The organism is Croceicoccus sediminis, from assembly GCF_007570835.1.
GTDB lineage: Bacteria > Pseudomonadota > Alphaproteobacteria > Sphingomonadales > Sphingomonadaceae > Croceicoccus > Croceicoccus sediminis.
In genome coordinates, this window is the sequence record NZ_SUNC01000001.1 from 1,684,322 (window position 1) to 1,704,648 (window position 20,327).

Below are 20,327 nucleotides of genomic sequence, written 5' to 3' on the forward strand. Positions count from 1 at the left end.
GTCGGCCGCTTTAGCTCAGTTGGTAGAGCACATCATTCGTAATGATGGGGTCACGTGTTCGAGTCACGTAAGCGGCACCATCCTCCTAAAGGCACATAACCTAGGAAACACCGGCAGTTGCCGGTGAGAAGCCGTTGGCCTTGGGTCCGGTTTGGGTTGCGGCTGGCGTTCCTTGGACGGGGAAATACAGCTGCACCCACAAAAACCATGTTTCGTATGTCAGCAGGTGGGCCGATTGCGGACTGTCCGGTTTAGGAAAGCACACTGCGAAACCGGCCGCAGCGTTTGGTCAGTAACTACCTCGCTGGCCTTGGTTGGCTCGGGAGCGCCATCGCTACCACACGCCAAGAAATTAGAAAACCGCTTCAATCTTGAATTAGCCAAGCAACATCTAAGCCGTTACCAACTTGCCCGTACCATTTTTGGATCAGGACCTCTTCGCTGCCCCTTGAGGAGGACGTGTCATAGGTCAAAATTAAGTCGAAAGCCCCAGATTTCGATGAATTTTCGCTATCAAATCTACTTCTTTTCGATTGAGCCCCTTCTCTTTGGTGCCTTCGTGGGCCCAGTTATTTCTAAGAGTATTAAACATTGATAACCATTTAAGCTTTTCGGTCTTTGAGTTGAAGCCATAGCCAATATCGATGGCGAAGTGATCTGCGAATGTCTCAAAGCTGTCATCTGAACCTTCTGGTCTTCGTGTCCAGTATTTCTCGATGATCGTCTTGTACTGATTAATGGTAAACATCTCGGTCCAATCAATTTCTCTTCGCCCTAGCCCCTCTTTGTAAGCCTTTTCCATCTCCTCGCCTGCCAGTTCCTCGCACTTCCGCTTGATCGAGCCGATTTCAAGGTCCCAATCATCCCCAAAAAGAGTTTGAAGTTGATTGATCAAAAACGACTTCATGTGTCGTTCAATATCCGTCCCAAGTTTACGCCCTTGGTCCTGCAATTGCTTGTCTTGACGTTCTTTCCAGTCTTGTAGTTCTGGAGGATCATATTTTGGGAATTTCGCATTGACGTAAGTTTGGAATGTGCGAAGCCATATCGTCTCGGCTCCGCTTCCGAGTTTGCCTGTGAGCCCTGCGGTTTGCTCCTTGTCTAAATTCTTGAGCTGAGCGAACAGTGCGTTCAAATACTTCTTGATCCCGTCAAGCCTGTCCTCTGTGCTGCTCTTTATCGAGAGGTTTCCCGCTTCGGTTTCGAACCGATGCAGGCTCCCAACAAGGCTTATGAAAGCGAACGTTCCACGATTTGAAAGGACAAATTCGCCAAGCGCGGCGACATCACTCTCCAGCGCCTCTTCGGCGGCTTCGTAGCAAGCGTTAATGAAGCTCACCACACGCGTGCGGGTGGCAAGCATTTCGTCCTCATGCTCTGTATTCGAGGTATCGTATAGCGCGCACTTAGTTGTACCATCTGCGAATTTGTTCCCTCTAGCTTCCGGCAGCAATCCACACCTCAGCAACGCGTCGGCAAAGGGCTTGGCTTGAAGCTCTGCCTTGTCCTCACCCAATGAGATTTTGCTATAGAGGGGGCCGCTCTGGTCTCCCCCAAGCTGTCGAATAATCGACGATCTAAGCGCCTTCATTCTACTATCGAGGCGCGGCGAATTCCAAAAAAGGTCTTCCTCTAAGGTAATGCGAAGGGTGGGACTCACAGCCTTCTGGTTCTGGTTGATATCCATGAACAATTCCAATTGTTCGCTGGCTGCCAGCCCGACTAGAGCTACCACAGGAATCGTATTTGAATCCTTGAACTCTGAGTTCGCATATCCGTAGATGCGATGCTGCCCATCAATGATGTAAGCGATGCCATAGGCATTAGGAATTTTGAGTATGCCGGTCCGCGACCCTGTAACTTCGCCGCGCTTATGCGCCTGAAACTCTAGTTTAGCGTCCTTCTCGCTGAAGTTAACGATGGCCGAGTTTGGGAAGTATCCACCCCCATCGATAAACTTGGTAATACCTTTTAGACGGCTAGGAACCAGTAGTCTTTGATACGTGGGCATTTCACTTTCGTTTGCCCTAGTTCGATGGAGAACGAAGCCTAGCTTGAGTAGTAGTGATGGCTCGATCGAAAACATGTAATACGTTTTCGCTCCCATCTTCCCTTCGATAGCCGGGACTTCGATCCGCTCTCTGTTGATGTTCTGGCCTTTGAACATCAGCCCCATGAACTGATAGTGAGCAGCGTCCTTATATGTCCGGACTAGTCGTTCGATATAGTCATACGTATTGTCATTATAGAAGAAGCCATTGGCCGCTTCGAGTCGCTGTATGTCTGCGCTTTCGCGGCTTACCCTGAGATTTCGCGTCGCAAAAATGTACTTCACGCGTCGCCCCTTCCCAAAGAGTTGGTCGAGAGCTTTTGAATGACCATGCAGTCGCTGCTTGAGCGCCTCAAACTCGGTTTTAAACGAAGGCGCTTTCTTTGGACTTGCGCTTGATTTGCATTCGATGATCAGGATCGTGTCATCGTTTGCCGCGATAACGTCGATCTGCTTCTTCTCAGTAGGCTGTGGACCGAAAGGCAGTTTGAAGTTTTGGTCAATGTTCAAATGGCGATACCCAAGGTCGTAGACCTGACACCAAATGTCGTCCTCAAACTGCTTGTCGTGATCTTTGCGCTTCCTAAGCTTTGTTTTCGTCTTCAGGGGTTCGCCAAACTCCTCCCAGCCATCAGCAATGAGATCCTCGGCTAAACTATGGTCAACACTACGAACCATATATTCCGATTTCTTTGCCTTGTAGAGTTTACCCAAACCTGATGGGTCTGCGCTCAACTTCTCATGGAGGGCAGCGGCTTCGGCTGGATCGATGAACGGCAATTGTCGGACCCTTCGAAAGTGGAGTGACTCTGTTTGACTACATCAAAGAACGTATAAAATTTCCGAAGCTTTCCCCCGTGAAGAATTGCTCCCCGATATTACCGATGAACGATGGACTGTGGTGGGGGCGCCAAAATCGGAATAAAGCTCTCGAACACTATCATGATCAGCGTTGGTAACGATTACGCGGGCTCCGCGAGCTACGGCCTTTGCGATAGCGCGTTGAAGGCGCTCCTGATCATGCCAGGAAAAAATGCTTTGATTGTACTTCAGGAACCCGTTGTTGTTGTGGGCAATAGTATATGGCGGGTCCACAAAAACTAGGTCGCCTTTTTCGGCTCTATCAATTGTGACCTCAAAGTCGCAGCATTGCAGCTGCGCACCCGATAGCAGTTGGCTTACCTGACCGAAGTCATCATCATCCATGACAACCTTAGTCTTTGTGCCGATTGGCACATTGAATACGCCGTTTAGGTTCTCCCGGTAGAGACCATTGAAGCAAGTTCGGTTGAGGTAGAGAAACTGGGCGGCGCGGGTATGCGGCTTGCGCCGCAACCTGCCCCTTTCCTCATAATAAAAGTCTTTGGAGTGTAGGGCCTGGAACGCCTTGAGCGCTTTCTCGACGCGTTCCCAATCATCCCTTATTGCTTGATAAGTCTCGATCAAACGCGGATTAACATCAGACAGGACCGCGCGGCTTGGGGCCAAATGAAAGAAAACTGCACCACCGCCTAAGAACGGTTCAATGTAAGTGCCTTCAAACTCTGGGAGCTTTAGCTGTAGGCTCTCAACAAGCCAACGCTTTCCACCAGCCCATTTTAGAAACGGTTTCAAGGATTGCCTCTCGCAAGAATACGGTTTGTTTTGCAGCCTTTATGCTGTGTGCGCAACCTTGATGCAACGCAGGTGCCATAGTGTTTCTGAGTTATGCCCGAAGTTCAGAAGTGTTACTGCAAGTGGCACCGGCCGCGGGAACGGCAGCTATTGCAAGAAGGCTGAAGACCCTCGAACGACCGGGATTAAGGCGCAAACCGGACAATCTGAGCCAAACTGGCAACCCCAACGCGAACGGGCGGACCGTCGCGATCATCGAGAGATGTGAGGCGCGGGATCGGGCGGCGCTAAACGTTTGCGTGTGGTGGCAACCGATATCTTGGCTGCGCAACGCTTGAGCGAGCCGCGCAGCCAAGAGTTTTTTAGAGGTAGAGTCTTCCAATTTGACCTGGGAACGCAGCATCATCTTGCTGCTGCCAGCGGAATTCAACTTCAACTTGAAAGTCCGCAAGTTTGGCCATTGCGTCGATTTGTTTCCACGCATTGTCGCTGTTCTGTCCTTGAATTGATATTCCCGCCTCGGATATGAATTTAAAGCCATTGTCTGAACGCTCTCCTAGCGAAACATTGGCGGTGGAATGTTCAAAAATCTCCTCAGTAGACTTGCCAGTTTTAGCTGCCTGCCGGGTGGCTTCATGCATTACGTTATTCCAATAGTTTTGACCTCGCGGCATCGAAGTGCCGTTTACTTGGGCTGACAGGATTGTCGTATGCTTAAGACTCGGGGGTGAGCTTGAATCGCAATCTCGCAACCGGACCTCTCCCGAACTTTCTACAGAATCTGACAGCCTCGTCGTAGAGTGGCAATCACAGCTTTCAGCGATCCCAAGCACGGCTTCGATCGCGTCATCGGCGGTTTTACCAAAGCCCGTCACAAAAGCGCCAAGTCGCTCCAAATTTCGGCGCTTTACCGAAATATCAGTCATGCTTTCCTTCATGAAAATTCCCTCTGGGTCTAAGCCTCATCATTGAGGTCGCAACCTCTTTGGCTGATTCTCAATGGCCTGTCAACTCTGGCAGAGTCTATAGATTATCTGTATTCTGGGTGCAGGTATATCGCGTATCGTGGACAAGAACGGACTTTTGCCATTCTGCTGGTCACAAGCCCGGCGCCCGAGGATAAAAGTCTGAGGGCTTCTCTATTGAAGAATGAGATGAACAGCATCACAGATATAGACGAGGGAGAGAAGAGTAGGGCGCACAGATTGATCGTTGCGTCCTTGCCGCTCGTGAGGCCGACAATATAAGCCCATTCGCCTGTTAGGAAGGACAGGACGATGAATTTATCGCGACCTTTCAATCCATTCTGAGAAATGGTGGATGTATTATGGCCCAGCTTCGACATGGATGGCGATCGTGTCGTTAACGTCAACAGGATACGCAGAACTTCCGCCGGATCGTTTTTGCGTTAGAACCGAAAAGGCTGTGGGCGAGGCCGAGACAAGTGAACTGCAGTAGCGAGGCAGAAAATAACGATGGCGAAGAAGCGCAAATCAGAGCTTACTCCTGATGAGATTAGAAACACCTCAATCGGTTGCAAGACAGTCGCCGAGTGGGAAAAACTCTGGGAACCGCTACCAAACGCCTTCTCGGATGACCACTCAGACTTAAGGAACATTGTTGGTTTGTTTCGCATTATTCTTAATGGGGAAACCAAGTACATCGTGAGGGCGACGGAACCAAAGGGTGGCATCGCAAAAGGGCTGAGGCGCATTTCCGGTCCAGACCAGACTGGAAACCGCGGATACGGAGCGCGGAAGGTCCGCGAACACTTGGATGAGGTCACCGTCGAAATATTGCGCGTCGGAAGTGTAGGAAATTCGTCTGAAATTGCAAAAGAACTCAAGCGAGAGCTGAACAGGTTGCACAATCCTGTTTGGGGAATACCGCACAAAAGAAGAATGAAAATGATCCAAGATGGCGTCCTTCCACCGGACTGACGATACGATGTGTGCGTGAGCGCTCTTGCTTCGCACAGAAGCTCCATGAAGTTGGGATTACGACCACCGTAAGGACGGCGGAGCCTTCAATCTTATCCATTCAATAATTTAGGCGTAAATCCAAACGCGCAAATCTGGCCATCTTATATGAAATGGCGGCGCTTCAGCCGCCCCTTCCCCACCAAGCCCTCGGATCACCTCCGGGGGCTTTTTTTTGATTCCAACATAAGGAGAAGTCCATGCACTACATCCGCACGGCGGAGGCGATGGCACGCGCCCTCGAAACCCCGCTTGAACCCGAGCTGCATAAAATCTTGGCCGAACATCAGGAGCGGCTTGCCGGTTACTATGGCTTCAGCTTCGAAGAGCTGGCTGAGTTCCTCATCATAGGACGCGGCGACACGTTGGCCGACTGCGAACACACTTACGGGCGGCAGCTAATCGAGAACGGCACGTTCGTCATGCCGACCGAACTGTCCTTTCGGCACAGCATCTGGATCGAAGTGATCTTCATTCTGTCTGACGACGGCTTCGGCCTGGTCCTGTTGGTCGAAACAGGAGAGGGCACCGATCCCTCGCTGCTGTCGGCCTGCACGCAGGCTCTGGTCGAACGCGAGAACTTCGATCCGGGCCATGACGGCTGATCCAGCTTCGTGCCTGCGGCCTCCCTGCTGACCGGCTCTTCAATCGCAAACCCATGCGGCGCCTTCACAGGGCGCCTTTTTTCGTATGGAAGGAAGACACTCATGCTTTCCCTACCCGACGCGGCCTCGATAGAAGCCGCTCTGCACCAGCCGCTCGACAGCGCCCTTCATCTCATCCTGTCCGAAAGGCTTCAACAGATAGACGCCCAGGGCCTGGGCTATCTGACACACATCGTCGTCATCCAGAACGGTGATAACGAAGCCAGTGTCATAGAAGCCTGCGGCTGGTCACCGCTGGTCCACCCCATCGACGGCATACGCTACGGCCACAGCGGGTTCGTCCCGTACTGGGCATGGCTCCGTGATCTAGGTGATTGGCACGAACTGATCCATCCGATCGGCAACGATGGCTTCGCCTACGTGCTGCTAATCGAGAAGGGCGACACCGCCTTCAGCGCCATGTGCAAGGAAGGTCTGTCATGCGACTTCTAGGTTATATCGCGCTTGGCTGCGTCGTCCTGGCTGCACTCAAGGCAGCGGTCGTTGCCTTGGTAGCTCTCTTCGCCCTTACCATCATCATTTCCGCAATTGCGGAACCGGCGGCGACATTCGCGTGGCTGCTCGGCTTAACCTTGTTGCTGATGATGCAGGCCCAACCGCTGGCCGGTCTAATCGTGCTGGGATTCTTAGGCATGGCAGCTCTTGCGGAACGTGTACGTTGACCCCGCCGAATATCTCTGCGCCTGCAGAGGAGTAGATACGGCCAAATGAACGCGAACGCGATCCGACGAGCATTGACTACGGAAGGTCGGCGCGACTGTTTTTCAATTGATCGACGATCTGCCGGGCGACCAGGAGGAACGCTTCTCCATCGGCAGTTAACGTTGGCGATTCACCGCCCGTGATCACGACCTTCCTGAGCCATCTCTGAAGGTGATCGATATACCGGCTCATCGATGGCTGGCTTACTCCCAGGTTCCCCGCGGCGACAGTGAAACTTCCGTGCTCCGCCAGCGCGATGAAGGCCTCGATCCAGACCAAACGCAGGGTTTTAACGCGGTGCGACGACATCGAAGCATCCTTTCGGGCTCAGGCATGAGCAGTCCGTTGCCTGAGTCGCGTGTCAAATTTGCAACACATGGAGGGCGCTACCGACCCTCAATCGGCGGGACCGCCTATGCAAAAACTGCATGCCTAAGGCAAGGACCATTCTTGATAGGGTCATTCATTTTCTGCATAACCAAATTAAATCATAGATTTATTTGGTAGATTTCGTGCTTGCTGCCTTTTAGAAAGGTCCTGCAACCGCGAGGTCGCAACAACGAGAACAACGCCGGGAAAGCCGGCCAATAAGAGAAAAGACGTATGACAAAGCACCCTTCCGTCGGCGCATGGATTGCCGAAGTTTGGCGAGACCTGATCGCCCACCTCCACGCCGCGAGCCTCGAATCCAACCGCCCGCCGGACCCGATCGAAATGCCGGAAGATGGCGACATGTGATGGGGGCGGCCCGATCACGAGCGGACTACCGCCGCATGCACTTGGCCTTCCGCCGCACCTTTAACCGCCAACCCCACCACCGCCCCAGGCACGCGCCCGGCACCACCGGAAAGCTGGCATCCTGGGCACCTGCCCACCGAACGTCATTGCCCATCCCGAAAACCCTGCGGCACAGCAGACCCTGAGTTTAAAATGAACAACGAAAACAAGAAAAAACCGAATCCTCTTCAAGCGTATTCGCTCGCCGGCATGGGCAACGCCCTTGCCGAAAACGCCGAAGCAGCCGAACCTCTTCTCGGAACGCTCTGTCTCCGCGGTGAGGTCAGCGTCTGGTACGCCCCACCAAACACCGGCAAGACGCTTATTATACTGGCCCTCGTCATCGACGCGGTGACGGCCGGCCTGATGGAAGGCGAAGACGTCTTTTACGTCAATGCGGACGACAGCGCTCAAGGCCTGGCAGCCAAGGTTCAGGTCGCAGATGACTTCGGCATCAATTGCCTGGCGCCAGGACAGCAGGGGTTCGAGCTTAACCGGCTCGTGCCTGCGATGCAGCAGATGGCCAGGGACGGAACGGCCAAAGGCAAACTAGTCGTCGTCGACACGCTCAAGAAGGTGGCTGACCTGATGAGCAAGAGCGAATGCCGGGAATTCGGCAAGGCTGCTCGAGCGTTCTCCTTGGCCGGCGGTACGTTCATCGGCCTTGCCCATACGAACAAGGCCAGATCGTCGAGTCAGAAGCTCATCTACGCCGGCACTACCGATGTACTGGAGGACTTCGACAGCGCATATCTTATCGACCCCGAGGGTACCGACAGCGCCAAGCTCCAAAAGGTGGTGCGGTTCGAGTGCATCAAGAGTCGGGGGCCTAACACGCAAGAAGCCTACTACCGGTACAGCACGGTAAAGGATCTCGCCTACCATCAGCGCCTCTCGACGGTCGAAGAGACCGAACCGGTCTACGGGATGAATGAGCCGTCTGATGACGGTCCTGACCCGTTAATCAGTGCGGCGGTCGAACAAGCGATCCGCGAAGGCGTCACGACCAAAATGAGGATCGCAGCCGAAGTCCAGAGGCGCACCAACATCAGCCGCGGCAAGGTCCTTGCCTTCATCGAGGCGCACACCGGCCCAGATCCGGCCGTCCACAGGTGGCATTTCAGGCGGGTCGATCGCGGCGCGCACCAGTACGAGCTGCACCGGCCGTCAGCCGCGAACGACAAAGCCGGTACCGAGTAAGTGACGCGAAGTAGCTTTCCAAGATTCCAGCTTCCCGCTGCCTTCCCGGAAAGCGGGGGCAGTTTCCCAGAATTCCAGCATGCTGCGGGTTCCGACGAGGCTGCCCCTTACCCGCCCTCAGACCCAAAACCTGCTGTCGAGCGCAGCTTGCCTCGCGTTGCCCCAGAGTGGGCCGCTGAGGGACGTTTCGTTGCGCCCGATGGCTGCCCCCATCCCCGCCCGCCGTCATCGCCCTCGGCGCCCTGAGCGGCTGGGCGCGAATACCACATTCGAAAGGATACCCTACCATGCCCAAGCGAAAGCTTGACGCCGCGTTCTGCGCGAACGCAACCTGTCCACCGCCCCGAAAGCGCGTGGACTACTACGACACCCAGACAACGGGCTTCGTTCTCGAAGTCCGAGCCACCGGCGGGAAGACATATTACCTGCGCTATCAAGACGCATCAGACCGCCAAAAGCAGATGAAGATAGCCGCGTATGGCGACATCACGTTCGACCAGGCCCGGAAGCGTGCGAAAACCCTGCGATCCGAAGTCGTGCTCGGTCAGGACCCAGCCGCGAAAAAGGCGAAGCTGAAGGCCGTACCGCTGTACGGCGACTTGGCTAAGCAGCACCTGGCCGACGCGAAGACGTATCAGAAAAGCTACGCCACGACCGAGATGATCATGCGGGTGCACATCCTCCCGCGCTGGTCGAAGCTGCGGCTGGACGAAATCAAACCGCAGGCCATCAGTCAGTGGCTTGCGGAGAAAGGACAAACGCTGGCCCCGGCCACGGTCGAGAAGATGCGGGTCTTCTTCAGCCGAACGTTCGAACTCGGCCTGAAATGGAACGTGCCGGGCTGCGAGATCAATCCGGTGAAAGCCGTCTCAAAGCGAAAGTTCAACAACAAGCGCGAACGCTTCCTGACATCCGAAGAAGCCGAGAGACTGCTGAACGCGGCCGGACAGTCGGCCAACCCGCAAATGCGAAATATCGTGGCCCTACTGCTGTTGACCGGGGCAAGGCGCAATGAGCTGCTGACGGCCGAATGGTCGAACGTGGACCTTGAAAGCCGGACCTGGTTCATCCCCGACAGCAAGACCGGTCAACCTCGGTACGTACCTCTCTCGCAGACCGCCATGGAAGTCATCGAGGCCCTGCCTCGCTTTAAGGACTGCCCTTACCTACTTCCGAACCCGAAAACGCTGAAGCCCTACGTCGGGCTGAAGACAGCCTGGGACACCGTGCGGAAGGAAGCAGGACTGCCGGACGTACGCCTGCACGACCTCAGGCACTCAGCAGCGTCCTTCATGATCAATGCCGGGGTGAACCTCTTTGCAGTCGGCAAGGTCCTCGGTCACGCCGATCATCAATCGACGATGCGGTACAGCCACCTCGCCAACGACACTCTAAGGGCGGCCGTAGAGGCAGGGGCCGCGAAGCTGCGCGGTGACCAGCCGCCGTCACTCTAACCTTACTTACCGGTCCGGGCCCCCACGACGGGGGTTCGGACCGCTCCTTTTCATTCTTTTTTTTTTGGAAATTCGAAATGACCACCACAAGAAGCAAGCAGGCCGAAGAACTACGCCCCTCTACAACGCACTGGAAGGAGCGGTCAGCAAGCACGACCTCGCAATCGTCTTGATTAAAGCATGCCTGGATGCAGGCATCGACACGGGCCCCGCAATGGTAACCACCCTCGGGGAGCTGGGCCTTAATCGTCAGCATGTCGGGATGATGCTTTCAAAGCATTGCGGCCCCCGCGCCAGCCGGAGCTTTTGGCACAAAACCGTGGAAGGAACTTATGCGCTGCACCCCGAAGAATAAGCGGATTTGATAATGCACAGTATGTAAAGGGATGCATGGTAGACCGTTGTGAATCTAACGGTTTCGGGGGGAACCACTAATGCGACAGATCACCATCCATCTTCTTTCGGCAACGCTCATCAGTGCATCCGCTTTGGGGGCTCCTACAGCCTACGCTCACGGTGGTGGGCTAGCGGCCGATGGTTGCCATAACGATCGTAAGAATGGCGGTAGGCACTGTCATCGCGCTCCGAGCCAGCAAACCAGCCGCTCGGGACAATCTGCACCTATGACCAGCCGCGGAGGTGCCTACCGGAACTGCACTGAGGCGCGGGCTGCTGGAGTTGCACCAGTTTTACGCGGGCAGCCAGGTTACGGCCCACACCTTGACCGGGACAATGACGGCATTGGTTGCGAGTAGCCCCCTCCGGAGAGCTTGGCCACTGACGGCCAACGCTGCCAAACGGGCTACCTCCGGACGCAGCGAATTCGCTGAAGCTTGAAGTCGAACGCATAGCGAAGGGCATCAAGATCACAGACGATATGCGTGCCTACTTTGCCGAAAGAAGAATCAATAACGTCATTCCGGGCCCATCAAATCGCCGTGCGAAAGTCGAGCATGGTCGGGCGCTCTAAAAAGTAGCGAAAACGCATCGAGCGCACGTTCGGTCATCTCAGGATCAACCGCGCCATCGCCACACGCTAGGACTAACTGAAAGACAGCTTCCTAAGAATGGTCCATCTCGCCACCGCTAATTACTGGCTCAGATTTGTCCACGCCGCTTAGTGCAATTCGTTACCGAAAAAGCCCTCCCTCAGAAAAACTCTTCGTGCTCCAGATGGCTAAGATAAAACTCATTGATTTTCATAATGCCGAGATGTGTGATGCTCACGTTTGTGATGCGGAAGTCGGTCATGGAAGGATGCCGGCGCAAAAGGCTTTGCTGCTCTAGGATCGAGATGTAGCGAGCTCCGATTGAGATTGGTACCGAAGCACTTGAGCAGATATCAGTCGTCGATACGCTACTCCGCTCTGCTTCGGCGATATAGGCATGGAGCAAGATCTCGAACGCAGGTTCGCCGAACATTTCGCTTTCGGAAAAGATCTTTCTCTTTCTTTGCCGTGCACTGAGATCGCTGCGCGCCATTGCGACAAGCACGTCGCTCGGCCGCAATGACGGATCTTTTGAATTGGGTAGGGCGGTCTTTGCAGCACTTTTAAGCATGTGGTACCTTTGATCTACGAGTGCGCTGAGGTCGCTGATTTTCATGAGAAGACCACCTTGCCGTGACGAATGCTGAAGACGGCTCGCCGGCCGACGATCAAGTGATCATCGAGGATCAGATCAAGTGCATTGGTCAAAGCAACCAGCGACTTGGTGGTTCTAAGATCCTCCGCACTCGGCCTGGGATCACCCGACGGATGGTTATGAACGAGGACCATCCTTTGTGCGCCGGATTTCAGTGCAGGTTCGATGACAGATCGATAGCTGCTACGGACTAACGCAAGTGGACCGACCGCAACGAGGAAATCGGCAAGATAGCCCGCTCTTTTGTCGAGCATAACTGCGCGGAGCTGTTCGTTATGCGCTTGGCCCATCAGGTCCACCAAGCACTGAGTGAAGGAAGCAGAAATCTCGCCGTCGGGATCGAAAACAGATCTAGTTCTGCCGGCTAGAATTTCTTTTTTGCAGTTCGCCTTCGGCTGATGGCAGAGATTGTCGCGTAGACGAGCATCAGGATAATGATCCCACTCGGCGCCGATTTCATCACGGCGTAAACCAAGCCCTCGATCTGCGGCTGAACTGCTCTTGCAAATTGAGCGGAACAGCTCAGGAGCTGAAGGGATGTTGCCCATAAAGGCCAAAACCTTGCTGACGTCAGTGCGATGGCTCCGAAGCCCACGACACCGATCATGTCGGTCACGAGACTTGCCACATCCACTGTATGATAGATTGGCGATACGACGATCGAGAGGGGGTATTGCGCTAACGCCATCAGGCATAAGACGACCGCCCCCTGCTTCTCTGCTCTTTCGCCCAGGAGAAGGGCGAAGAGGATCGCACCGGCGAGTATAAAGAGGTAAATTGCGAAGGCGGCTGTCATGCAGCCGCCTTCACGACATTACGCTGCTATATCAAGTCCGATGTTTCCTTCTGCCGGCGGGCAGTCGCCCGTCCACAGATCGCCGCGCTCTTCCGAAATCTTCCGCAATTCTGCGTGGGTACGGATCAGGTCGCTACGCACATCAAGTAATTTACGATGAGCTTCTGAGGTCTTGATGAGGGCGCGCTGAGCGGTATGCGCCGGGAGCTCGAGCTCGCTGTTAGCAGTCATCATGCTAACGTTCAGCTTGGCAACGTTAGCGAGCATCTGGTCCAGCTGTGTCTCGATCTCAATCAGCTGACGACCGACCCGTTCTGCGCTCAAATTGGTCATCTCGTAATCCTTGGTCTCGGCCTTTGGCCGTGTTTGAACAAGAAGACAGATGACTTAGATCAGGGTTCCGAGTGCCTGTGCCAGAGCAACGCCGGCCACTAGCAAAATCGCCAATCCGACTGCGAGCGTCATTATAAGTGCGACGCGGCCGAGCTTACCAAACCGTTCATCAACTGCCTTCAGGACCAAGGGGCGTTCTTCTGTTTCGCCCCACCGCCAAGCGGCGGCATCCCTCAATTCAAACTCTGAACTGGTGGGCAGGTCCGTGAGCTCTATTGGCTTGGAATCGGGGGCTATTGCGACGTGTGAAGAACCACATGTGGTTTTTTCCCATATGGCTTTGGCGTTCGCATACGCTCTGGCGGCAGAAGCGCGGTCAGAAGCGTTGAGCTTATCGCGGACCGCATTGATCCGCTGGTCGACGGTGCTCGGGCTAATGCCAAGGTCTCTTGCGATTTCCTTGGACGTCTTCAGATCCAGGACACGTTCCATGACCTGATGCTGCTTGGCCGTGATGCTATCGAAAATGCGTGCATCTTCGCCGATTTCATCAAGCGACACGCTCATCGCACATCAAACTCCGGTTCAGGCATGGTAGATATCGTAGCCAATAATGAGGGGTAGAAAGCTTCGTTGCAAGGTCGGGCTATCCCTCTTGCAGAGTCGGCAAGTGGTTTCACCATCCTTGCGTCGGTTTGTGAATTACTGAACTAGCAGGGTCTTGGCCTGTTCCAGCGAATTGGAGGCAGTGGCGGAATCATCGCGCCGATGCTTGCCCCGCACGCGGTCCTCGCGCCTTGGCCAATCTACTCACCGTTCTATGGGGCCAAAGTCCATCAATGGTCGGCCAACAGGCCTGCCGGTGCTCTATTTGAGGATCTAAATTGCGAGGCCTATTTTCCGCCTTCTGCGATCAGGTCCAATGCTTCCGCAATCTTGAGAGCGGCCAGATCGAAGCCCAGTTCGTCAAGTTTCGCCAAAGATTGTGAAAGACACTCACGCAAATCCGTCAACTTTTCTTCGGTGTTAAGGTCAGTTGTATGATTTTTCATCTTTGTCGGCATGTGGTGTCCCGGAGTAGTAATTCACGATAGCCACAACTTTAATGAAAAAGCCAGATGCCCTTTCAATATGAGCTTTCTTGTTTGTGGTTCGAACTTAGCAGAATCCGATGCGCCCAGTGGGTAACGACGATCGTTTTCCCAGCGACAGTATTTTTGGAGGAAGACATGCCTCAAATCAACGAGTGCTGAGCCCGGTCGGGTCACTTTGCGCGAAAAACGGGGCTTTTCAGATTGCTACGGTTAAAAAATCCAACCTGAGATGGAGACCAATGACCAGGCCACGCTGCTGATGGTGAGCATCAGGAGAACTGCAAATTCCATCTTGAGACGACGCGGGTTTAAAACCGGCTCGGTGTTCGTGTTCTCACCTAAATCGCTTTCAGTGCGGCAAAATTCTTTCATTTGGGCAGGTTGCGGCAATAGCCACGCCTGAGCAAGAGGCATGTGCGATCGAGTTTAGGGAAAACGGCATTTCCGTCTCGAGAAGCCGCTTTGTAAGCGAAAAGAGGGCTGCATCCACGGGTGATGATCCGCTTCTGCAGCCCTCATGACGGGTGCTCTTGAAAAGCCTATCTGGGTCGGCGGCCTTTCAACCCGTCAAAGGAGGGGTCGCACCCTCCTGTCTGATTTGCACTTCGGAGTCGTTTTCCAGGACGAACAGCCGTTATGAACAAACTTGAGCTCATTCCCTGTATTTTGTGTTGTCAGGACCAACCCCACCGGTCCCTCACGAGTGCTTAGCTAACGCGAACCACGCGATTATCAATGCCCAAAATACAGCGCCGAGCGTAATGACGATCAGGTGTGCAAGCTTTAACTCGAACTCCTTCTGAACCGGAATGTCGCCAGACATTTGTTGTTCAGATGCGCCATCTTCTCCACGGACCCGCACGTGTACTCCTCCTCTACGCAAACCCAACCACCAACAGGACTGCGAGCGGACATCTGCGTCAACTATGCCGCAAAGTCCATGACCTTGTTGAGTTATTTCCTCGAAAATGGTCCGATGTAGGCTGACGATCAAAGAACCTATAACAACCCTGCAAGTACGAGGCCCGATGCCAATCCGATCATCGCCCATCCTAGCCATGCCGTGGGTCGATGCGTTGTGCGAGCGATTAGTACGACAGCGAAGCCGAACATCAGAAAGCCTACTATAAGGAGGTCTGGCATGGCGAAAACGGGCTTTTCATGGATCTAGTCTTGGGAGCGCGCGACGTGACCCCGACCTCACGTCGAAGTGATGACCTTTCGAACGAAATAGTCGGTGATCCTCATGTGCCCGGTTTGGGTCAGGACGATATTGAGCATTCGACCGTCGTCAGACTGCTCCTTCGTGATCAGGCCAGCTTTCTCCAGCACAACCAAGTGACGGTGAACCGTGCTGCGCGGAATGTCGCAGACAGCAGACAGGGCGGCACCCGAAAGCTTTTCATCCGTATACGAAGTCACATATAGTTCGAGCAGGATATCCCAAGTAGATGCACCCAGGAAATCGGTCTTCATGACCTCCCTGCGAACCTGACGGTCGGAGATCTCGCGCTTCGCCATACGTAGCAGCTGCGGCATTTCGTCAGCCTTGGCATCCGCACCAGCCTTGTAGGGATGCTTGCGTCTTTCATCGCCGCTGTACGGCTTACCGTTCTCGTCCTTGTGAACGCTCAAGAGCCGGCCCCATTGTCTAAAATGCAATTATTATATTTAAATTTCGGCATGAAAAATTTAAAGTAGTGTCGAGAAAAGTTTAACTTTTAAAGCTGAAAGGTGCGCTTCACCATTTACAAAACTCGCCAGGTTATCACGAGTCCTGTCGTGACCAGAAATAAATTGTTTGATATCAAGTTTATATACTGGGTCCGGGCACGAAAATAACGATGTTCCTGCAGCGAATCCATTCTTCAGAACTCAAGGGTGGGAGGTCTCGATTATATCGATCGCTTCTGCGATCTTGAGAGCGGCATATTCCAGTCCAAGCTCGTCCAACACATGAAGAGTCTGCGCCAGTTCGACCGTCAAGCCATCGAGCGGATTGGATTCCCTTTGGGCTGTGATCGGGTCGAAGGGCTCGTCGGTCATGGTGCCGTCCGCGTCTAGCCTGGAGTTTCTGTCGAAACGAAGTGCTGACCTCACGTGCTTTTCCCTAGTTCGAAGCCACTTCGATTTACATCCCGGTGACAATCCAGAGCGCGTTGACGGCGGTGGCCACGACAATCGCACCGATTGCCACGACCTCCCAGCTTATCGACTTGCTGCGATTGGTGCGGTCCCTATGCGGACTTACGCCCACGTCGAAATTCTCTGGCTTCATGTTTAGCGACCCACGATGAAGCGGGCGAACGGCCCGCGACTTGGTGTCGACTAAGCAAAAGGTCTAAGTCCTTGCAAACGTGTTTCATTCCGTTCCGGAATGGTCTCATGCTGTTGTTTGCATCGGTATGGACCTAAGAAGGCGCAGGGCAATAACAGGGTCGCATGATATGGTACGAAAGTTGGCTTTGTTCGACGACGACAGTGTGCGCCGCAATTCCGTGTACAGGACTATGAATGTCGAAGAATTCTATGTGGAGCCGTTTGAGACTGTCGACGAAGTACTGAGGATCGGGCGACGATACGATGTGTGTATGATCGCCGATCACGGGCCTTGGGCCAATTATCTAGAATCCAAGTCGATCGAGGTCCTGAGTTCGGCGAAGGTGTACATCGCCTATTCGGATCAACCTGACATCCAGCGCATCGTTGATGTCGTTCGAAAAGGGGCGTCGGGATATTTGGTCTTTCCATTCTCATTCGAGGCAGCAAAGCCTTCACTTGATCTCGTGGACTCAGCCAAACCGCGCCGTGTGGGATCAAAGAATGGGGGCAAGGCATATCTTACCGCGAGAGAGGAAGAGCTGGCCTCGCTTCTCGCCGAAGGGTTGTCGACGGATGAGCTGGCCAGAGCCATGGGGATCACCAGGCGCACGGTGGAATGGCATCGATTTAACATGCGAAACAAGGTGATCGACGGAATAGACAGGATGCGCCCGACCCGAAAAACTCGGAAAGACCGCTCGATCTAGTTCATTTCATTGCCGTAACGTTCGATACAGGCGCTTGCGACAGCCTTGGCAAGCGCCCCTAGAACGTCACCGCCCACCGCGGAATATTCTGGGCCTTCTCCGCCAATCACGACGGTGGCGAAGACATCGCCAGACGGTCCACGTGAAACCATGTAGCCTGCAAAGCCTGTCAAAGACCGGAAGGCTGCGTACTCATAATTGCCCGCATCTATGTCCAACGCGATCTGCTGAGAGCTTGGATGGTCCGCTTGCGGGGGCATGCATCTACCGCGAATCTCAATGACAAGTTCAGTTAATGAGCGGCAGATCATTCCATTCTGGGATCTGTCCCTGGTGCTAGCCAGTGCGAATAATTTCTGTGCTTTGTCGATCAGGGAAGTTTCATTAGACATTAAACATCGCGGCCTTCGGAAACGCTCAGCTGGTAAACGCGGCTCCTTTCATGCCGAAATGGAATGATGTCAACGCGTTTTCAATCATGTAGGCGTTATTGCATGCGCAATTCGGGGGATGAGCTGGCCGAATCGGCGTGCACTTGAACCGTGGCACTTTGCAAAAGTGTGAGCATTTCCTTGTGGGCCGGGCAGCAAAGCTTCTGCACCGGCAACTGGTCTAACGGCGCGGTGCGATTGCAATCAGTATGCTCTTCCTTTTCGCGCAACCGGACGGCTTCCTCAAAAAACTCGAAGATAGATTCGAAGCCTTCGTTGGTCAGTTCACAAAATGCCATACGCCTGTCGAACTGCGATTGTGTCCTGGTGATCAGGCCGGCTTCTATGAGCAGATTGATGTGACGCAGAGACGTTGTGGTTGGTACGTTGGAGGCCAAGCACAGGCTTGTGACAGAAACGGGCTTGCTGTCCACCATGTGGAGAAAGAGATCGACCAGCATGTCCCACTGCGGATCGCGGGACGATGGCGTGGTGACAATCCGTTCGCGACGCAGCCGCATCTTGTTTGTGCGGCGAGCTTCGGCAATCACACCTTCATAAGTTGGCATTTGGAACTCCTGCTCAGAACCTTTCACTGAACGAAGAGGTACATCCTAGGTCTTTGCCGAAGGCTTTCGGTAAATGGAGTATTTACCACCCGTAGTTGGTAACCTTTCGTTAACCGACGAAACACTTGGATTTCTCCTCGCTACGACCTAGATCGGCAGACGGACGGGACTTTTGTCGGTGAAAAGTATGGCTGCTTCTCGCCCATATATGAAATTCACTCACGACCACGAACCCACCAAAGCTGGACACGCTGTTCTCGGATCTGGTGTGTGGTTACGCGGGTCTAGGCCGGTTCAATTTTCAAATTCGGCACCTGCGAAAGTGCTTTCGCTAGGAGACGAATCCGGCCGACAATCTACGCACTTTGGGTCATGCTTGGGTCGATCCGCGAAAGGCGCTGGAATTCGCCATCAAAACTCTGTTTTTAATACATTAAGTTTTGCTATTTCCCGGCCTTCGTAATGATGGGGTCACAGGTTCGAATCCTGTAAGCGGCACCATTTCCCTGAAATTGCCAAACTTCTTCACATGGCGCGCGGAACCGTGCCGTGCGCTTGTATGAAACGCGCGGCGGGTCATTGTGCTTGCCGTAGAAGCATTGCGGAAAACCGGATCGGCACGCACGCCGGTCTCGCGCCCGGCCTAGGCGGGGCGCGATCGACCGGTTTCCGCCGGGTAAGTCCCGCCTACCAGGCCCGTGCGTGTGCGGGCGCGGCGCGGGGCAGTTTGGGCAGGGGGCGACCGAAACGGTCGGTCGGCATGAGCATCTCGCTCTTTACCGGATCGTAGCCGAGAAAACGGACGACCGCTTCGTGCAGCGGCTGGTCGAAATGCACGCCGGCATTGCGTTCGTCCTGCCACACGACCTTGCCGGCCATGCGGATATTGCCTTCGGCCTTGATGAACAGTCGGTCGCCTTCGCTGACACGGTTGTAGGGCATCTCGATCATGCATCCGGTGACCGATACGTTGTAGAGAACGGCATGGAACGGCTGACCGTCCGCACGGCATTCCACCTGGCGATCCGAATCGAGACGATCATTGTTGCGACGTGTCATTATGGCTGCGACCTTCCTTCTTGATCGGCCGTTATCGCCCGCGCAGGGTTAATTCGGGGTTTAGACCACCTCCGTAAAATCACGCAGACCCACGTTTCACTGCCTTTGCGACCTGACAAAAGGGACTGTATCGCCCGCCGCCGTGGTGCGGCAGACCCTAGCCATGTCAGAAAAGCCCGAAATCCTAAGCCCCCTGCCTGCGCTCACGTTTGCCGAAGGCGTGCGCAGCATGATGGAATTTGCCTCGCTCGCCTTCAGTTACCCGCTGATGGCGGGGGCGCCGCGCGGTGACGGGCATCCGGTGCTGGTCCTGCCGGGCTTTGCCACCAATGACCGGATGACATCGGTGCTCCGCGCGTTCCTGACGCGGCTGGGACATCACGTGCATCCGTGGGACCTTGGCTGGAATCTCGATCAGCACACGACCGGAGAGAACGGCGAACACATCGCACAGCGCATCGCCGATATCCGCAAGCAGACAGGCCGCAAGGTCTCGCTCGTCGGGTGGAGCCTTGGCGGTGTCATCGCGAGGGAGGCGGCCCGCCGCGATCCCGCCGACGTGCGGCAGGTCGTCACACTGGGCAGCCCGTTCACCGGCGACCCCGGCGCGACGAACCTCAACACGCTGTACGAACTGCTGACCGGCAATCGCATCGCCGACATGCGCAAGCACGCCCGCTATGCCAAGGGCCACGAAGTCCTGCCCGTCCCGTCCAGCGCGGTCTATTCGCGCACCGACGGCATTACCGCGTGGCAGAACTGCATTTCGCAAACGGACGAGCAGACCGAGAATATCGAGGTCGTCTCAAGCCACTTCGGCTTCATCGCCAATCCGGCCGTGTTCTACATCGTCGCGGACCGGCTTTCACAGGCCGAGGGCGCGTGGACACCGTTTGAACGCAAAGGGCCTTTCGCCGCCTGCATCCGGTAA

Annotated in this window: 26 protein-coding genes and 1 tRNA gene; 11 read left to right on the top strand and 16 right to left on the bottom strand. The window is 54.6% G+C overall.

The features are described from left to right. Positions 1-4 precede the first annotated feature (4 nt). Positions 5-80 (top strand) — tRNA-Thr (locus tag FAX90_RS08015). Between the two features lie 395 nt (positions 81-475). Here FAX90_RS08015 and FAX90_RS08020 read toward each other — a convergent pair. The 3 genes from FAX90_RS08020 to FAX90_RS08030 all read right to left on the bottom strand — a co-directional run bounded on the left by FAX90_RS08020 (position 476) and on the right by FAX90_RS08030 (position 4,602). Continuing rightward, complete coding sequence (locus FAX90_RS08020) at positions 476-2,830, bottom strand: DGQHR domain-containing protein (protein ID WP_144096731.1); 2,355 nt, start codon at positions 2,828-2,830, stop codon at positions 476-478. Between the two features lie 42 nt (positions 2,831-2,872). Next, positions 2,873-3,664, bottom strand: a complete 792-nt coding sequence (locus FAX90_RS08025) for a DNA adenine methylase (protein ID WP_144096732.1) — start codon at positions 3,662-3,664, stop codon at positions 2,873-2,875. Between the two features lie 362 nt (positions 3,665-4,026). Then, positions 4,027-4,602 carry a T4SS efffector SepA family protein gene (locus FAX90_RS08030; RefSeq protein ID WP_144096733.1) on the bottom strand — a complete coding sequence of 192 codons (576 nt, stop codon included), beginning with the start codon at positions 4,600-4,602 and terminating at the stop codon, positions 4,027-4,029. Between the two features lie 537 nt (positions 4,603-5,139). Here FAX90_RS08030 and FAX90_RS08035 point away from each other — a divergent pair. The 4 genes from FAX90_RS08035 (at position 5,140) to FAX90_RS08050 (ending at position 6,970) form a co-directional block, all read left to right on the top strand. Then, positions 5,140-5,604, top strand: coding sequence for a hypothetical protein (locus tag FAX90_RS08035; RefSeq protein WP_144096734.1), 465 nt, complete (start codon positions 5,140-5,142; stop codon positions 5,602-5,604). A 239-nt stretch (positions 5,605-5,843) separates the two neighbouring features. After that, entirely contained in the window at positions 5,844-6,248 is a 405-nt protein-coding gene (locus FAX90_RS08040; RefSeq protein WP_144096735.1) for a hypothetical protein, read from the top strand. Between the two features lie 102 nt (positions 6,249-6,350). Then, positions 6,351-6,740 (top strand): hypothetical protein, encoded by a 390-nt coding sequence (locus FAX90_RS08045; RefSeq protein ID WP_144096736.1) that lies wholly within the window; start codon positions 6,351-6,353, stop codon positions 6,738-6,740. Continuing rightward, the gene (locus tag FAX90_RS08050) at positions 6,728-6,970 is read left to right on the top strand and encodes a hypothetical protein (RefSeq protein ID WP_144096737.1); all 243 of its coding nucleotides are present in this window, start codon (positions 6,728-6,730) and stop codon (positions 6,968-6,970) included. Before FAX90_RS08045 ends, FAX90_RS08050 begins: the two co-directional genes overlap by 13 nt. A gap of 76 nt (positions 6,971-7,046) precedes the next feature. Here FAX90_RS08050 and FAX90_RS08055 read toward each other — a convergent pair whose 3' ends face one another. After that, positions 7,047-7,319: a helix-turn-helix domain-containing protein gene (locus FAX90_RS08055; protein ID WP_144096738.1), complete on the bottom strand. Its 273-nt coding sequence runs from the start codon at positions 7,317-7,319 to the stop codon at positions 7,047-7,049. A 294-nt stretch (positions 7,320-7,613) separates the two neighbouring features. On the opposite strand from FAX90_RS08055, the gene FAX90_RS16905 reads away from it, so the two are divergent. From FAX90_RS16905 to FAX90_RS08070, 4 genes are all read left to right on the top strand, one after another. Next, the gene (locus FAX90_RS16905) at positions 7,614-7,748 is read left to right on the top strand and encodes a hypothetical protein (RefSeq protein ID WP_276612249.1); all 135 of its coding nucleotides are present in this window, start codon (positions 7,614-7,616) and stop codon (positions 7,746-7,748) included. 192 nt (positions 7,749-7,940) lie between these two features. Further along, complete coding sequence (locus FAX90_RS08060) at positions 7,941-8,987, top strand: AAA family ATPase (protein ID WP_144096739.1); 1,047 nt, start codon at positions 7,941-7,943, stop codon at positions 8,985-8,987. Between the two features lie 287 nt (positions 8,988-9,274). Next, positions 9,275-10,441 carry a site-specific integrase gene (locus FAX90_RS08065; protein WP_144096740.1) on the top strand — a complete coding sequence of 389 codons (1,167 nt, stop codon included), beginning with the start codon at positions 9,275-9,277 and terminating at the stop codon, positions 10,439-10,441. Positions 10,442-10,875: 434 nt separating this feature from the next. Next, entirely contained in the window at positions 10,876-11,196 is a 321-nt protein-coding gene (locus FAX90_RS08070) for an excalibur calcium-binding domain-containing protein (protein ID WP_144096741.1), read from the top strand. Between the two features lie 394 nt (positions 11,197-11,590). Here FAX90_RS08070 and FAX90_RS08075 read toward each other — a convergent pair whose 3' ends face one another. From FAX90_RS08075 to FAX90_RS16585, 9 genes are all read right to left on the bottom strand, one after another. After that, complete coding sequence (locus tag FAX90_RS08075) at positions 11,591-12,046, bottom strand: hypothetical protein (RefSeq protein ID WP_144096742.1); 456 nt, start codon at positions 12,044-12,046, stop codon at positions 11,591-11,593. Then, positions 12,043-12,633 carry a JAB domain-containing protein gene (locus FAX90_RS08080; protein ID WP_170234899.1) on the bottom strand — a complete coding sequence of 197 codons (591 nt, stop codon included), beginning with the start codon at positions 12,631-12,633 and terminating at the stop codon, positions 12,043-12,045. Before FAX90_RS08080 ends, FAX90_RS08075 begins: the two co-directional genes overlap by 4 nt. Positions 12,634-12,899: 266 nt before the next feature. Further along, positions 12,900-13,214 carry a hypothetical protein gene (locus tag FAX90_RS08085; protein ID WP_144096744.1) on the bottom strand — a complete coding sequence of 105 codons (315 nt, stop codon included), beginning with the start codon at positions 13,212-13,214 and terminating at the stop codon, positions 12,900-12,902. A 54-nt stretch (positions 13,215-13,268) separates the two neighbouring features. Then, positions 13,269-13,781, bottom strand: a complete 513-nt coding sequence (locus FAX90_RS08090) for a LuxR C-terminal-related transcriptional regulator (RefSeq protein WP_144096745.1) — start codon at positions 13,779-13,781, stop codon at positions 13,269-13,271. Positions 13,782-14,107: 326 nt separating this feature from the next. After that, positions 14,108-14,266, bottom strand: a complete 159-nt coding sequence (locus FAX90_RS16575; protein ID WP_205700631.1) for a hypothetical protein — start codon at positions 14,264-14,266, stop codon at positions 14,108-14,110. 252 nt (positions 14,267-14,518) lie between these two features. Then, entirely contained in the window at positions 14,519-14,722 is a 204-nt protein-coding gene (locus tag FAX90_RS08095; protein WP_144096746.1) for a hypothetical protein, read from the bottom strand. 786 nt (positions 14,723-15,508) lie between these two features. Beyond that, complete coding sequence (locus FAX90_RS08100) at positions 15,509-15,943, bottom strand: MarR family transcriptional regulator (RefSeq protein ID WP_144096747.1); 435 nt, start codon at positions 15,941-15,943, stop codon at positions 15,509-15,511. A 240-nt stretch (positions 15,944-16,183) separates the two neighbouring features. Next, positions 16,184-16,354, bottom strand: a complete 171-nt coding sequence (locus FAX90_RS16580) for a hypothetical protein (protein WP_170234901.1) — start codon at positions 16,352-16,354, stop codon at positions 16,184-16,186. An 85-nt stretch (positions 16,355-16,439) separates the two neighbouring features. Beyond that, positions 16,440-16,586: a hypothetical protein gene (locus FAX90_RS16585; protein WP_170234902.1), complete on the bottom strand. Its 147-nt coding sequence runs from the start codon at positions 16,584-16,586 to the stop codon at positions 16,440-16,442. 187 nt (positions 16,587-16,773) lie between these two features. On the opposite strand from FAX90_RS16585, the gene FAX90_RS08105 reads away from it, so the two are divergent. Beyond that, positions 16,774-17,337, top strand: coding sequence for a LuxR C-terminal-related transcriptional regulator (locus FAX90_RS08105; protein WP_205700632.1), 564 nt, complete (start codon positions 16,774-16,776; stop codon positions 17,335-17,337). On the opposite strand, the gene FAX90_RS16590 is transcribed toward FAX90_RS08105, so the two are convergent. The 3 genes from FAX90_RS16590 to FAX90_RS08115 all read right to left on the bottom strand — a co-directional run bounded on the left by FAX90_RS16590 (position 17,334) and on the right by FAX90_RS08115 (position 19,396). Beyond that, positions 17,334-17,489, bottom strand: coding sequence for a hypothetical protein (locus FAX90_RS16590; protein ID WP_170234904.1), 156 nt, complete (start codon positions 17,487-17,489; stop codon positions 17,334-17,336). The genes FAX90_RS08105 and FAX90_RS16590 overlap by 4 nt on opposite strands. Before the next feature lie 335 nt (positions 17,490-17,824). After that, entirely contained in the window at positions 17,825-18,337 is a 513-nt protein-coding gene (locus FAX90_RS08110) for a winged helix DNA-binding protein (RefSeq protein WP_144096749.1), read from the bottom strand. Between the two features lie 687 nt (positions 18,338-19,024). Beyond that, on the bottom strand, positions 19,025-19,396 hold the full coding sequence (locus tag FAX90_RS08115; RefSeq protein ID WP_144096750.1) for a PilZ domain-containing protein: 372 nt from the start codon (positions 19,394-19,396) through the stop codon (positions 19,025-19,027). Between the two features lie 163 nt (positions 19,397-19,559). On the opposite strand from FAX90_RS08115, the gene FAX90_RS08120 reads away from it, so the two are divergent. Further along, positions 19,560-20,327, top strand: coding sequence for an esterase/lipase family protein (locus FAX90_RS08120; RefSeq protein ID WP_144096751.1), 768 nt, complete (start codon positions 19,560-19,562; stop codon positions 20,325-20,327).